The sequence below is a fragment of the Ferrovibrio sp. genome (genome assembly GCF_965278975.1).
In the GTDB taxonomy this organism is placed as follows: Bacteria; Pseudomonadota; Alphaproteobacteria; order Ferrovibrionales; family Ferrovibrionaceae; genus Ferrovibrio.
In genome coordinates this window covers 288,538-302,087 of the sequence record NZ_OZ257126.1, presented here as the reverse complement: position 1 = coordinate 302,087, position 13,550 = coordinate 288,538, and the positions used below count along the sequence as shown (strand labels likewise).

General features: G+C 65.4%; 17 protein-coding genes and 1 other RNA gene. 15 read left to right on the top strand and 3 right to left on the bottom strand.

Features of this window, described 5'->3' with window-relative positions:
- Positions 1-10: 10 nt before the first annotated feature.
- Entirely contained in the window at positions 11-346 is a 336-nt protein-coding gene (locus ACQY7X_RS01435) for a cell division protein ZapA (protein ID WP_428248058.1), read from the top strand.
- Here ACQY7X_RS01435 and ACQY7X_RS01430 read toward each other — a convergent pair.
- Both ACQY7X_RS01430 and ACQY7X_RS01425 read right to left on the bottom strand, forming a co-directional pair.
- A complete protein-coding gene (locus ACQY7X_RS01430; protein ID WP_428248057.1) occupies positions 343-1,647 on the bottom strand; it encodes a flavin-containing monooxygenase in 1,305 nt (434 codons plus the stop codon). The genes ACQY7X_RS01435 and ACQY7X_RS01430 overlap by 4 nt on opposite strands.
- On the bottom strand, positions 1,644-2,642 hold the full coding sequence (locus ACQY7X_RS01425) for an NAD-dependent epimerase/dehydratase family protein (RefSeq protein WP_428248056.1): 999 nt from the start codon (positions 2,640-2,642) through the stop codon (positions 1,644-1,646). The genes ACQY7X_RS01430 and ACQY7X_RS01425 overlap by 4 nt, the downstream gene beginning before the upstream one ends.
- Before the next feature lie 89 nt (positions 2,643-2,731).
- Between ACQY7X_RS01425 and ssrS the strand changes: the two genes are divergently transcribed.
- The 4 genes from ssrS (at position 2,732) to ACQY7X_RS01405 (ending at position 4,920) form a co-directional block, all read left to right on the top strand.
- A non-coding RNA gene (gene ssrS / locus ACQY7X_RS01420) (6S RNA) lies at positions 2,732-2,893 on the top strand.
- 24 nt (positions 2,894-2,917) lie between these two features.
- Positions 2,918-3,538 carry a 5-formyltetrahydrofolate cyclo-ligase gene (locus ACQY7X_RS01415; protein ID WP_428248055.1) on the top strand — a complete coding sequence of 207 codons (621 nt, stop codon included), beginning with the start codon at positions 2,918-2,920 and terminating at the stop codon, positions 3,536-3,538.
- 4 nt (positions 3,539-3,542) lie between these two features.
- Positions 3,543-4,355, top strand: a complete 813-nt coding sequence (locus ACQY7X_RS01410) for a TIGR00282 family metallophosphoesterase (RefSeq protein WP_428248054.1) — start codon at positions 3,543-3,545, stop codon at positions 4,353-4,355.
- Positions 4,342-4,920, top strand: coding sequence for a uracil-DNA glycosylase family protein (locus ACQY7X_RS01405; RefSeq protein WP_428248053.1), 579 nt, complete (start codon positions 4,342-4,344; stop codon positions 4,918-4,920). The genes ACQY7X_RS01410 and ACQY7X_RS01405 overlap by 14 nt, the downstream gene beginning before the upstream one ends.
- On the opposite strand, the gene ACQY7X_RS01400 is transcribed toward ACQY7X_RS01405, so the two are convergent.
- A complete protein-coding gene (locus ACQY7X_RS01400) occupies positions 4,909-5,406 on the bottom strand; it encodes a PAS domain-containing protein (RefSeq protein WP_428248052.1) in 498 nt (165 codons plus the stop codon). The two genes, ACQY7X_RS01405 and ACQY7X_RS01400, sit on opposite strands and share 12 nt — an antisense overlap.
- 150 nt (positions 5,407-5,556) lie before the next feature.
- Here ACQY7X_RS01400 and ACQY7X_RS01395 point away from each other — a divergent pair, with 150 nt between their 5' ends.
- From ACQY7X_RS01395 to pal, 10 genes are all read left to right on the top strand, one after another.
- Positions 5,557-6,306, top strand: coding sequence for a YebC/PmpR family DNA-binding transcriptional regulator (locus ACQY7X_RS01395; RefSeq protein ID WP_428248051.1), 750 nt, complete (start codon positions 5,557-5,559; stop codon positions 6,304-6,306).
- An 8-nt stretch (positions 6,307-6,314) separates the two neighbouring features.
- On the top strand, positions 6,315-6,854 hold the full coding sequence (gene ruvC, locus ACQY7X_RS01390; RefSeq protein ID WP_428248050.1) for a crossover junction endodeoxyribonuclease RuvC: 540 nt from the start codon (positions 6,315-6,317) through the stop codon (positions 6,852-6,854).
- Positions 6,851-7,486, top strand: coding sequence for a Holliday junction branch migration protein RuvA (gene ruvA / locus ACQY7X_RS01385; RefSeq protein WP_428248049.1), 636 nt, complete (start codon positions 6,851-6,853; stop codon positions 7,484-7,486). Before ruvC ends, ruvA begins: the two co-directional genes overlap by 4 nt.
- Positions 7,483-8,535, top strand: coding sequence for a Holliday junction branch migration DNA helicase RuvB (ruvB, locus tag ACQY7X_RS01380; RefSeq protein WP_428248048.1), 1,053 nt, complete (start codon positions 7,483-7,485; stop codon positions 8,533-8,535). Before ruvA ends, ruvB begins: the two co-directional genes overlap by 4 nt.
- The gene (locus ACQY7X_RS01375) at positions 8,528-9,004 is read left to right on the top strand and encodes a YbgC/FadM family acyl-CoA thioesterase (RefSeq protein WP_428248047.1); all 477 of its coding nucleotides are present in this window, start codon (positions 8,528-8,530) and stop codon (positions 9,002-9,004) included. Before ruvB ends, ACQY7X_RS01375 begins: the two co-directional genes overlap by 8 nt.
- A 6-nt stretch (positions 9,005-9,010) precedes the next feature.
- Positions 9,011-9,745: a protein TolQ gene (tolQ, locus tag ACQY7X_RS01370; RefSeq protein WP_428248046.1), complete on the top strand. Its 735-nt coding sequence runs from the start codon at positions 9,011-9,013 to the stop codon at positions 9,743-9,745.
- Positions 9,745-10,203: a protein TolR gene (gene tolR, locus ACQY7X_RS01365; protein ID WP_428248045.1), complete on the top strand. Its 459-nt coding sequence runs from the start codon at positions 9,745-9,747 to the stop codon at positions 10,201-10,203. The genes tolQ and tolR overlap by 1 nt, the downstream gene beginning before the upstream one ends.
- Positions 10,204-10,232: 29 nt before the next feature.
- Positions 10,233-11,135, top strand: a complete 903-nt coding sequence (locus ACQY7X_RS01360) for a hypothetical protein (RefSeq protein ID WP_428248044.1) — start codon at positions 10,233-10,235, stop codon at positions 11,133-11,135.
- Positions 11,123-12,481 carry a Tol-Pal system beta propeller repeat protein TolB gene (gene tolB, locus ACQY7X_RS01355; protein WP_428248043.1) on the top strand — a complete coding sequence of 453 codons (1,359 nt, stop codon included), beginning with the start codon at positions 11,123-11,125 and terminating at the stop codon, positions 12,479-12,481. The genes ACQY7X_RS01360 and tolB overlap by 13 nt, the downstream gene beginning before the upstream one ends.
- Positions 12,482-12,823: 342 nt before the next feature.
- Positions 12,824-13,351: a peptidoglycan-associated lipoprotein Pal gene (gene pal / locus ACQY7X_RS01350; RefSeq protein WP_428248042.1), complete on the top strand. Its 528-nt coding sequence runs from the start codon at positions 12,824-12,826 to the stop codon at positions 13,349-13,351.
- Positions 13,352-13,550: the final 199 nt, after the last annotated feature.

The following is a 13,550-nucleotide window of genomic DNA, read 5'->3' as shown; positions in this document are numbered from 1 at the left end:
GGAGAGCGTCATGGGCGAGGTGAATGTCACCATCAATGGCCGCGTCTACCCGATCGGCTGCGACGATGGCGAGGAAGCCCAGGTCGAGCGGCTGTCCGGCCTGGTCGATGTGCGGGTGCGCGAGCTTGCCGCCCTGGTCGGCCAGGTGGGCGAGGCGCGGCTGATGCTGATGGCGGCGCTGACCATGGCCGATGACCTGGAAGTGGCGCAGCGCGACCTGGTGCAGTTGCGCGAGGATGTCGCCGTCCTGCGCCGTGGCCAGGAAGCCGACAAGAACGGCGCCGATGCCCTGCTCGGCCTGGCGCAGAAGCTCGAAGACATCGCCGCCAAGCTGGAAACGCCCTAGCCGGTTTTTCCCGCCGCCATGTCGGTGCGCAGGGCGCCGGCGTAATCGCGGAAATCCACTTCCAGGGTATAGCGCGCGCTGTTCACATAGCGTCGTTTCACGCCGGCATGATGCGCGGTTATCTCGGCGTCCATCACCGCGCGGTCGGGCAGGGCGATGCGGCCCGCCAGCACAGCGGCCAGCCAGCGCGCCTGGATTTCCACCAGCGGGATCGTGGCGCCGATCGGCTGCACCAGGCCGACGAAATACAGCCCGGCATGCGCGGCGCTGAGCATGCGGCGGTAGAGCCGCACCGGCTCGCCGTCCCGCACGCTGAAGATGTCGGGCTTCAGGAACGGGAAACTGGTGTGATAGCCGGTGGCATGGATGATGGCATCGACACGGGCTTCGATGCCATCGGCGAACAGCACCTTGTCGCCGCGCAGCTCGCGCGGATTCTGCCGCATGGTGATCCAGCCATGGCCGATATAGGGCAGCAGTTCCTGGCTGATGGTGGCATGTTCGCGCCACATCGGATGCGGCGGCTTCTTCACGCCATAGCGTTCCTGGTCGCCGACGGTGAGATACATCAGCTTCGATACGATGGCGCGCGCCACGATGGTGGGCAGTTTCAGCTTGCGGATCAGGAAGGCCGACCAGCGGTCGGTGGGGATGCCGAGGATGTATTTTGGCATGATCCAGGCGCCGCGCCGGGTGGATAGCTGCACGCTGGCGGCACGGCGGCAGAGATCGACGGCGATATCCACCGCCGAATTGCCCAGGCCCACCACCAGCACATGCTTGCCCTCGAAGGGTGCTGCGGTCTTGTAATCATGCGAGTGGATCTGCTCGCCGTCGAACTGGCCGGGGAAACTCGGCCAGCGCGCATCCCAGAGATGGCCGTTGGCAACCAGCACGGCGCGGTAGAGCCTGCTCTCGCCGCCTTGCAGCGTGACGCGCCAGTTGCCGGCTTCCGGCGCCACATCGGTCACGGTGCTGTGGAAGCGGATATGCGGCAACACGCCGAAGCGTTCGGCGTAGGCTTCCAGATACTGCATCACCTGCCAGTGGCTGGGGAAATCCGGCCAGTCGTCGGGCGTCGGGAAATCCGGGTATTGCAGGTTCTTGCGGCTGGTATCGATATGCAGGCTGCGATAGGCCGAGGACAGGCCGTTATCGTTCTCGTAGCGCCAGTTGCCGCCGATCGCTGAGCCGATCTCGAAACAGTCAAACGCGATGCCGGCCTGCTTCAGTGCCTTCGCTGCCGCCACGCCGCTGGAGCCGGCGCCGATGATGCAGACCGGCAGCGGCGTATCACTCATGCGGCGCCTTCATGGGCGAGGTAATCCTGGATGATCGCATCCATGTCGGCATCGGGCAGGATGCCCAGCCGCCGCGCGCGGGCTGAGTCGAAATGCTTCGGCCAGCCGGCGACGATGCGGATCAGTTTTTCATCCGGCGCCCAGCCGATGGGGCCGAGGCGCCTGTCGCCGGCCACGCGGCGCAGGCTCTCGATCATCATCGCGATGGTGACGCTCAAGGCCGGCAGGTTGATGGCGCGGCTTGGCCCGAAGGCTTCGCGCGGCAATTCATGCACGCCGATGAGGCCGCGCGCCACGGTGCCGACAGACGCCACCGTGAGCCAGCTTTCCGGCGGCAAAGGACAAGCAACAGGTTCGCCGCGCAGCGGCTCGCGCAGCACGGCGGCAACGCGGTCGGATACGGAATCGACGGCGTTGCCGGGCCGGATCAGCACGATGGGCAGGCGCAGGCTGCGGCCATCCAGCACGCCATGGCGGCTATGGTCGTCCAGCAGCATTTCCGCGATCACCTTGTGCGTGCCATAGGATGTCTGCGGCTGCTGCACGCAATCATCCTCCACGGTTTCCGGCAGCGCGCCGCCGAAGGTGGCAATCGAACTGGCGAACACGACTTTCGGCGGCGCCGCCTGCTGGCGGCAGAGGCTGAGCAGGTCGAGCAGGCCGCCGACATTGACGCGCAGGCCGGTTTCGATATCGCGTTCGGCATCGGTGGTCAGCGTTGCCGCCAGATGGAACAGGCTGTCGAAGGGCTGGGCCAAGGCGCGGGCACGGAAATCGGCATCGGCAAGATCGCCGGCCGCCGTGCGGATGCCGATGCGCGCGGCTTCCGGCGGCAGGTTCCAGTCGGGCAGGTCGATGCCGGTGCGGTCGAGCAGCAGCAGATCGGTGATGGCGCGCTCATGGCCCATGGCATCGCGCAGGCGGCCCCGGCTCACCAGTTCACGCACCAGGCGCCGGCCAATGAAACCAGCGGCTCCCGTTACCACCACACGCATCGTTTCATCCCGATAAGGCTCAGTTTTCCGCCTTCTGCTTTAGCAAGGTTGCGGGGCGGGGCCAAGCGCCCTACATTGCCCGCCGGACGGTGTTCCTGCCCGGTGCGTTAGGTTTTCACAACCCTGGGGCCAATGCTGATCTCTCAGGGAGCTGTCCCTGGCCGGAGCCGAGGTTCCGGACATACGGCGCCCACCTGGTACGCCAGGCCTACAGAGGTTGGATTCATGCCGACGGCCACGGTGGGCACCGTCCACTTATTCGCCCCGCAGAATTGATGGCCCAGATAGACGATCTCGACGATATCCAGGCCGCCAAGGCGGCGCTCAGGCCGAAGCTGCGCCAGCGCCGCCAGGAAGCCTCCAATGCCAATGGCGCGGCGATTGCCGGCGTGGCGGCGGAACGCTTCATCGCTGGTATTCCGCTAACGCCAGGCATGGCAATCGCCGGCTACTGGCCGCTGCCGAGCGAGATCGATCCGCGCCCCCTGCTGGCGCGGTTGCGCGCCGAGTTCGCCGCGCGCATCCTGTTGCCGGCGGTGCGGGCCGATAGCCTGCCGCTTGGCTTCCGGCTCTGGGATGGCGATGAGGCGAAGTTGCTGCCGGGCCGCTATGGCATTCCGGCGCCGCCGGAAAGTGCTGTAGATGTGCGGCCTGATCTGGTGCTGGTGCCGCTGCTGGGTTTCGACCGCCAGGGCGGCAGGCTCGGGCTTGGGGCGGGATATTATGATGCTACGCTCGGTGCGTTGCGCCGCGATGGCATGAAGCCGCCGCTCTGTGTCGGCTATGCCTTCGCCGTGCAGCAGGTGCCAGAGGTGCCATGCTGGGCGCGGGATGAGCGGCTGGATTGGGTGGTGACCGAGCGCGGTGCTATTAAGTGTAAAGAGGAAGGCGGGTAGTCGGGTGAAGCTGCTGTATTGTGGAGATATTGTCGGACGTTCCGGGCGCGATGCGGTGATTGCGCGCATTCCCGTGCTGCGCCGCGAACTCGGCCTCGATTTCGTGGTGGTGAATGGCGAGAATGCGGCTGCCGGTTTCGGCATCACCAGCCGCATCTGCGCCGAACTCTATGAAGCCGGCGTCGATACCATCGTGCTCGGCAACCATTCCTGGGACCAGCGCGAGACGCTGGCCTATATCCAGTCCGACGTGAAGCTGATCCGGCCGCTGAATTACCCGAAAGGAACACCGGGGCGCGGCTCGGCCCTGTTCACCACGCCGCAGGGCAAGCGCGTGCTGGTGGCGCAGGTGATGGGCCGCGTGTTCATGGACCCGCTGGATGATCCGTTTGCCAGCATCGATGCTGAACTGGCGAAATACCGCCTTGGTGCCAGCGTCGACCTGATCCTGGTGGATATCCATGCCGAGGCGACATCCGAGAAGATGGCGATGGGCCATTTCCTCGATGGCCGCGTCTCCATGGTCTGCGGCACCCATAGCCATATCCCGACGGCGGATGCGCAGATCCTGCCCGGCGGCACCGCCTACCAGACCGATGCCGGCATGTGCGGCGACTACAATTCGGTGATCGGCATGGAAAAGACCGAGCCGCTCAGCCGCTTCCTGCGCAAGATTCCCTCGGGCCGTTTCGAGCCTGCCAATGGCGAGGCGACGCTCTGCGCCGTCTATCTCGAAACCGATGACCGCACCGGGCTTGCCACCCGCATCCAGCCGGTGCGCCTGGGTGGGCGCCTTGCCCAGAGTGCAATCGTTTAAAAAACTGCTGGCCGAAGTCGCGGCCTGCCGCGTCTGCGCGGCTGAATTGCCGCTCGGGCCGCGTCCGGTGGTGCGGCTTGATCCGCGCGCCCGGCTGCTGATCATCGGCCAGGCGCCTGGCACCCGGGTGCACGAAACCGGCATCCCCTGGAATGACCGCTCCGGCGACCAGCTCCGCGCCTGGCTCGGACTTGACCGAGATACCTTCTACGACACCAGCCGCATCGCCATCATGCCGATGGGGTTCTGCTATCCCGGCGTCAATCCAGCCGGTGGCGATGCGCCGCCCCGGCCGGAATGCGCGCCGCTCTGGCATGAAAAGCTGCGCCGGCACCTGCCCGATATCGCGCTCACCCTGCTGGTCGGCTCCTATGCCCAGGCGCGCTATCTCGGCACCCGGCAGATGACCGAAACGGTGCGCGATTTCAGCCTGCATCTGGCCCGGGGCTTCTTCCCGCTGCCGCATCCCTCCTGGCGCAACACCGCGTGGCAGAAGCGCCAGCCCTGGTTTGGCGCCGAGGTGCTGCCGGCCCTGCGCCGCCAGGTCGCGGCCCTAGTCGAATAGTCTGCGCGACGGCGATTTCAGCGCGAAATCCACCACCACGAACAGCATGGCGACGCCGGCCTCGGCCGTGCCCATTGCCCCGCTTGCCATTCCCCCTGTTCCCAGCGGCATGATCAGGTCCTGAGCCGCCATGAAATCCTTGTGCTTGCCGACATAGGAAACGTGGCTGAACACCGGTTGGCCGGTATCGGCGACATGGCAGAAATTGCGCCACATCTGGTTGCCCTCGCGCTGGTGCGGCAGGCTGCTCGCCAGCAGGCCGGTGTAGCGGCCGTTCATATGGGAATCCACTGCCGTGCCGATCAGGCGGTAGCGGAAGTCGCGCGGCCCGTTCAGCACGTCCAGCAGCAGGATATGGCCGAGAAACGGCAGCATTTCCGGCGGTTGCAGGTCGGCGCGGACCGGCATCGGTCGGCCGGCGCATTTCGCCTGCCAATAAGCGTATCCCGTCCGCAGGGTGGCGGTGGCGGTGGAGAGGTCAAGCATGTCGCGCCATGGTACTGCGGCTTGCTTTTCGGCGCATCTGGCTTTATCCGACCGACCGACTAGGCTGCCTGCAAACCGGAAAATATGGTAAACATGCCCGATTCGCAGTAGCCGCACTTCCACCCCCCGTTTTTGCCGCGCAGGTAGATCATGGCCGGTCATTCCCAGTTTAAGAACATCATGCACCGCAAGGGTGCGCAGGATGCCAAGAAGGCGAAGGTCTTCACCAAGCTGATCCGTGAGTTGACCACCGCGGCGAAGATGGGCCAGCCCGACCCGGCGACCAATCCCCGGCTGCGCGCTGCCATCCAGGCCGCCCGCGCCGCCAACATGCCCAAGGATACGGTGGACCGCGCCATCAAGCGTGGTGCCGGCGGCGACGGCCAGGATAATTACGAAGAGGTGCGCTACGAGGGGTATGGCCCCGGCGGCGTTGCCGTGATCGTCGAGGCGCTGACCGACAACCGCAACCGCACCGCCGGCGAAGTGCGCGCCGCCTTCTCGAAGAATGGCGGCCAGCTTGGCGAAACCAATTCAGTGTCGTTCATGTTCGACCGCGTTGGCCTGATCGTCTTTCCGGCCGGCATCGCCAATGCCGACAAGATGATGGAAGCCGCCATCGAGGCTGGCGCCGAGGATTGCCAGTCGGGCGACGAGGAACACGAAGTCACCTGCGGCCAGGATGATTTTGCCGCCGTGCGCGAGGCGCTGGAAAAGGCCGTCGGCGAGCCGAAATCGGCCCGCATCGTGTGGCGCCCGAAGAATGTCACCCCGGTATCCGGCGACAAGGTGGAAACCCTGATCAAGATGCTCGATACGCTGGAGGATTCCGACGACGTGCAGCAGGTCTACGCCAATTTCGAGATTTCGGAGGCCGAGCTGAGCAAGCTCGCGTCGTAAGGCCGGCGATGGCAGGGGTGACGCGCATCATCGGCCTTGATCCCGGATTGCGCGCCACCGGCTGGGGCGTGATCGAGGCCGAGGGCAACCGGCTGCGCCATATCGCCCATGGCACCATCCGCATCAACCCGGATGAGGAACTGGCCTATCGCCTGCGCTTCCTGCATGACGCCCTGGTGCAGGTGCTGACCGAATGGCAGCCGCAATCGGCGGCGGTGGAAGAAACCTTCGTGAACCAGAATCCGGCTTCCACGCTGAAACTGGGCCAGGCACGCGGCATCGTGCTGCTGGCGCCGGCCCAGGCCGGCCTGCCGGTTGCCGAATATGCGCCGAACCTGATCAAGAAGGCGGTGGTCGGTGTCGGCCATGCCGAGAAGGAACAGGTCCACGCCATGGTGAAGCGCCTGCTGCCCGGCGTGGCGGTGAAAGGCGCCGATGCGGCGGATGCACTTGCCGTCGCCATCGCCCATGCCCATCTGGCGGCCACCCAGGGCCGCATCCGCGCCGCTGAAACCGCGGCATATCTGGCGACGCAGGCGGCACGATGATCGCCAAGCTGAAGGGCCTGCTTGATAGCGTGGGCGAGGCTGCGCTGGTGATCGATGTCGGTGGCGTCGGCTATCAGGTATTCTGCTCGGCGCGCACGCTGCGTGGCCTGCCCAAGGTGGGCGAAGCCGTGCAGCTCCATATCGAAACCCATGTGCGTGAAGACCATATCCACCTGTTCGGTTTCCTCACCCAGGCCGAACGCGCCTGGTTCACCCTGCTGCAGACCGTGCAGGGCGTCGGCGCCAAGGTGGCGCTGGCCATTCTCGGCTCGCTCAGCACCGATGAACTGACCCGCGCGCTGGCCTCGGGCGACAAGGCGATGCTGACGCGCTGCGATGGCGTCGGGCCGAAGCTGGCCGCGCGGCTGGTGACTGAACTCAAGGACAAGATGAGCGGCCTCGACCTCGGCGCCGCTGCCGCCGGCCTGCCGGAAGCCGCCGCGCCGGCGGCGGGCGAGGGTGCTGGCGGCCAGGAACAGAGTGTTGTCTCCGATGCGCTCTCGGCCCTGGTCAATCTCGGTTACAAGCGCGCCGATGCCTTCGGTGCGGTGATGCAGGCGGCGCGCAGCCTGGGTGACAAGGCCGATGTGTCCGCACTGATCCGCCTCGGCCTCAAGGAACTGGCGAAATGAGCGAGGCCAACCGCCTGATTTCCGGCAAAGCCGCCGAGGGCGACGATCTCGACCGCCATCTGCGGCCGCAGGTATTGAGCGATTTCGTCGGCCAGGCACGGGCGCGGGAGAATCTCTCGATCTTCATTGCCGCCGCCCGCGAGCGCGGCGAGGCGCTGGACCATGTGCTGCTGCATGGCCCGCCGGGCCTCGGCAAGACCACCATGGCGCAGATCGTGGCGCGCGAACTGGGGGTCAATTTCAAGGCCACGTCCGGCCCGGTGATCGCCAAGGCCGGCGACCTCGCGGCTTTGTTGACCAATCTCGAAGCCCGCGACGTGCTGTTCATCGATGAAATCCATCGCCTCAATCCCGCGGTGGAGGAAATCCTCTATCCCGCCATGGAGGATTTTCAGCTCGACCTGATCATCGGCGAAGGGCCTTCGGCGCGCAGTGTGCGTATCGACCTGCCGCCCTTCACCCTGGTGGGCGCCACCACGCGGTCCGGCCTGCTCACCACGCCGCTGCGCGAGCGCTTCGGCATCCCGCTGCGGCTGAATTTCTACGAAGTCGCCGAACTGGAATTCATCGTCAGCCGTGGCGCCCGCATCCTGAACCTCAATCTCGATGCCTCCGGCGCCCATGAAATCGCCAAGCGGGCGCGCGGCACGCCGCGCGTCGCCGGCCGGCTGCTGCGCCGGGTGCGCGATTTCGCTGTTGTTTCCAAGGCCCCGGTGGTTGGCGCAAAGGAGGCCGATGCGGCGCTCACCCGCCTGGAAGTCGATGGCCGTGGCCTCGATGCCATGGACAGGCGCTACCTCTCGGTCATCGCACGGGATTTCGGCGGCGGCCCGGTCGGCGTTGAAACCATCGCGGCGGCGCTTTCCGAGCCGCGCGACGCGCTGGAAGACATCATCGAGCCCTACCTGATCCAGCAGGGTTTCCTGCAGCGCACCCCGCGCGGCCGGCTGCTCACGCCGCAGGCTTTTGCCCATCTCGGGCTGGCCGAACCGAAGCGCCCCGATGCCTCCCAGCTTGGCCTGCTCGATGGCGAGGATATGGATGCCTGACGCTACGGAAAGCCCCCAGGAACGCCCTCTGGGCCACCTCTATCCCATGCGCGTGCAATGGGAGGACACCGACGCTGCCGGCATCGTCTATTATGCCAATTATCTCCGATTCGCGGAGCGGGGGCGGTCAGACGTGCTGCTGAGCCAGGGCGTGAGCCAGGACAGGTTGTTGCAGGAGCAGAAGATCGCTTTTGCCGTGCGGGCCTGCGCCATCGAATACCTCAAACCGGCCCGGCTGCATGATGACCTGGTGGTCGCGACCCGCCTGAAAGCCGCCCGGGGCGCCACCCTGGTGCTGGATCAGGCGGTATGGCGCGGGGCTGACAAGCTGGCGGTGGCCGAGGTGACCCTGGCCTGCATGGGGCTGGAAGGGCGTCCACGGCGGATTCCCGCCGCCATTACGGCGCTGTTCGCCACACTTTCAACAAATTCTTCGCAATCCTCTGGTACCCAGACTGAAAAGGAATGAGGCGTTATGGATAGAACTGTGAGTGCGGCTGCCCTCGGTGGCTCCGGTCCTGCTGCCGACCTGTCGATGTGGGCGCTGTTCTGGCAGGCCGACTGGGTCGTCAAGTCGGTGATGCTGATGCTGGTGATTGCGTCCTTCTGGTCCTGGGCGATCATTTTCGACAAGCTGATCAAGATCCGCCGCACGCTGCGCGAGACCGATCAGTTCGAGCATGATTTCTGGTCCGGCGGTTCGCTCGATACGCTCTATGACCGCCTGTCGCAGATGGGGCCGCAGCATCCGATGGCGGTGCTGTTCGTTGCCGCCATGCGCGAATGGCGCCGCTCGACGGAGCGCGGCCTGGTGCGCGGCAAGCAGGGTCTGGGTTCGCTGCAGGTCCGCATCGGCCAGGTCATGCGCGTATCCATCGACCGCGAGATGGAGCGGCTTGAGCGCTATCTCGGCTTCCTCGCCTCGGTTGGTTCGGTGGCGCCCTTCGTCGGCCTGTTCGGCACCGTGTGGGGCATCATGAATTCCTTCCACTCCATCGCCGCCAGCAAGAACACCTCGCTGGCCGTGGTGGCGCCCGGCATCGCGGAGGCGCTGTTCGCCACCGCGCTCGGCCTGCTCGCCGCCATCCCCGCCGTGATGGCCTACAACAAGTTCTCCAACGATCTCGGCCGGCTGAATATCCGGCTTGAGGGCTTCGCGGGTGAATTCCAGGCCCTGATGAGCCGCCAGCTTGACGAGGAGGCGGCCTGATGGGCGCCCAGCTCGCCGGCGGCGATACCCGCGGTCACCGCATGCGGCGGCGGCCGATGTCTGACATCAACGTGACGCCGCTGGTCGACGTCATGCTGGTGCTGCTGATCGTGTTCATGGTCACCGCGCCGCTGCTCACCGTCGGCGTGCAGGTCGATCTGCCCAAGACGCAAGCCTCGGCGATACCGGGCCAGGATGAACCGCTCACCATCACCATCGATTCCAAGGGCGGTGTGTTCCTGCAGGAAACCGGCGTGGAACTGGATGCCCTGGTGCCGCGTTTAACTGCTATCGCCAATGGCGCGCTGGACCGCCGCATCTTCGTGCGCGGCGATCAGGCGGTGAATTACGGCAAGGTGCTGGAAGTCATGGGCGTGGTGAATGCCGCCGGCTTCACCAAGGTGGCCCTGATCGGCAATCCGCCGCAGGGCGGCAGCAGTAATACCCGGCGCCGCTAGGGCCGGGCAGCGTTAGAGGATAGAAGGCAGTGCAGCGTCGCTCCTATGTGTATTCCGCAGCTTTCCACGCGAGTCTGGTCGCGGTGGGAATCTTCGGCCTGCCGTATTTCGAGCGTGAACGCGTGCCGGAGCCGCCGGTGATCCTGGCCGAACTGGCGCCGATTGCCGAAAAGAGCAACGTGCCGAAGCCGCAGCCGATCCCGGTGGAAGCCAAGCAGGAACCGAAGCAGGAGCCGGAACCGCCGAAGCCCGAGGCCAAGCCGGAACCGCCCAAGCCGGTGACGGCGGCACCGCCACCACCCCCGCCGCAGCCGCAGCCCAAGCCGGTGGAAGCCGCCAAGCCGACCCCGCCGCCGCCCGAGCCGCTGCCGAAGCCGGAAGTGAAGCCTGAGCCGCCCAAGCCGGTGGCCAAGCCCGAGCCGCCGAAGCCGCCGGCACCGCCGCAGCAGACCCAGGCCAAGTCGCCGGATTTCAGCTCGGTGGCCGCTCTGGTGAACAAGATGCAGAAGCCGGCGCCCGCGCAGCAGCAGGCCCAGGCCCAGCCGCAGGTGGCGCAGCGCACGCCGGCGCCGCCGGCCCCGCGCGCCGTCGGCCCGTCCGATCCGAGCCAGCCGCTCTCGATCAGCGAGAAGGATTTCATCGCCAGCCAGATCTACGATAAATGGGCGCTGGATTGCGGCCGCCGCGATGCGCGCGAGCATGTCGTGCGCGTGCAATTCCAGCTCAATCCCGATGGCTCGCTGAAAACCCAGCCGGAAGTGCTGGATGCCGTGAGGCTTTACACCCAGGAAAATTACCGTGCCTCGGCGGAAGCCGCGCGGCGTGCCGTGTTCAAGGCGGTGCCGTTCAAGTTCCCGCCGAACACCGATATTGCCAAATTCACGCAAGAAATCGTTTTGAACTTTGATCCGAGGACGCAATGCAATTCCTAAAAGGCGAGACTGCCGCCGTGTCCAGGCTGCTGGTTCTGCTCTCCCTGTTCCTGTTTGCTGCCCAGAGTGCCGAGGCACGGGTGGAAATCGATATCACCAAGGGCAATATCCGCCCGGTGCCGATCGCGATTTCGGATTTCGATGCCGATAACCCGCAAGGGACCAAACTTGGCAGTGATGTCGCCCGCGTCATCCGCGCCAACCTCGAACGCTCCGGCCTGTTCGCCCCGGCCGATCCCAAGGCGCATATCCAGACGCCCGCCGCCATGCGCGTGCAGCCGCGTTTCCAGGATTGGCGCGTGATCAACATGGATGCGCTGGTGACGGGCCGCATCGAGTTGCAGGCCGATGGCCGTCTGCGGGGCGAGTTCCGCCTCTGGGATGTTGCCGCCGAGCAGCAGATGACCGGCCTGGCGCTGTTCACCACGCCGGATAACTGGCGCCGCCTGGCGCATCTGATCTCGGATGCGATCTACAAGAAGGTGACCGGCGAGGACGGCTATTTCGATACCCGCATCGTCTATGTCGCCGAGAGCGGCACACCGGACAAGCGCGTCAAGCGCCTCGCCATCATGGACCAGGATAGCGAGAATCACCGCTTCCTCACCGATGGCCGCTTCCTGGTGCTGACCCCGCGCTTCAGCCCGAGCCAGCAGGAAATCACCTATCTCTCGTATTTCAACGACCGTCCGCGCGTGTATCTGTTCAACATCGATACCGGACAGCAGGAACTGGTTGGCGATTTCCCCGGCATGACCTTCGCGCCGCGTTTCTCGCCCGATGGCAATCGCGTGATCATGTCGCTGGCGCTGGATGGCAATTCAGACATCTACATGATGGACCTGCGCACCCGTGCGCGCAGCCGGCTCACGTCTGATCCAGCTATCGATACCTCGCCCAGCTTCTCGCCCGATGGCCGCCAGGTGACCTTCAACTCCGACCGCGGCGGCACCAAGCAGCTCTATGTGATGGACTCCGATGGTTCCAATCAGCGCCGCATCAGCTTCGGCCAGGGCCGCTATTCCACCCCGGTCTGGTCGCCGCGCGGCGACCTGATCGCCTTCACCAAGGAAGGCGGCGGCACCTTTGCCATTGGCGTGATGCGCCCGGATGGCTCCGGCGAACGCATCCTCACCACCTCGCCGATGGTGCAGGAAGCCCCGACCTGGGCGCCGAATGGCCGTGTACTGATGTTCTACCGGGAACGTTCCGCTGATTCGCGGGGCCGTGGCCAGAGGGTGCGGCTGTTCTCGATCGATCTGACCGGTTTCAACGAACGCGAGATTCCGACCCCGATCGATGCCTCCGATCCGGCCTGGTCTCCGCTCTCTGCACTGATCCGTTAGGTTGAAAACCCGTGGAACTGTTGCAGAAATGCCGCAGTAAAGCGGCATCCGTTGCGTGGAGTGTGGATTAGCCCCCGCCAACCTTGATTCGTGTATAGGCGGTGGATATGATTAAAAGTGACGCAGTGGCTTGAACCGTCGGTTCCGGCATCGTTTTCCTCTGGCGCAGGTTAAGTCGCAAGACCTAAACCGCTGGCGGGGCGGATCGCAGACGGAACGGGTTGAGGCTTAAGGCGGTGGGTTATGGTCGGTGATCCTCCAAAGGGGGGCACGGCAATGGCCCGCAAGTTCGAATAACAGGTACCTGATCACCAAACCAAACCCTTGGAGGGGTAAAACATTATGCGCCTCAACACCTTCGGCACCAAGTTCCTGGCCGTTGCCGCCGTGGGCCTGTTCCTGGCCGCTTGCGAAAAGGCCCCGGAGCCGGCTGCCAGCACCAGCGGCAGCGGCACCTCCGCTGCTCCGGCCACCGCCACCGCTCCGGCTGCCACCGCCACCGCTATCGCCCCGGGCTCCGTGCAGGACTTCCAGGTCAATGTCGGCGACCGCGTGTTCTTCGACTATGACAAGTTCGACGTGAAGCCGGCCGGCAAGGCCACCCTGGACAAGCAGGCCGCCTGGCTGAAGCGCTATGGCCAGTGGAAGGTCGTGATCGAGGGGCATGCCGACGAACGCGGCACCCGCGAGTACAACCTTGCTCTCGGCGAGCGCCGTGCGAACTCGGTGAAGGCCTACCTGGTGAACCAGGGCATCCCGGCCAACCGCGTGACCACGATCTCCTACGGCAAGGAGCGCCCGGTCGCTCTCGGCTCGAACGAAGCCGCCTGGGCACAGAACCGCCGCGGCGTGACCGTTCTGTCGAACTAAGCCTTACAGCTTTGGCCGGTTTCGTGCCGGCCAGGGCGATGGCTTTAAAGATTGCACCCGCCTAGCCCCTGACTTGTTCAGGCGGCAGGCGGGTGTTTTCGTTTCCGGGGCTATGTTTCCGCCGATTGGGTTCTTTGCCGTTTGGCGGGTTCCATGGCTGGCGAGACGCCTTGGTTTCGCCGTAAAAATCGCGCACCCT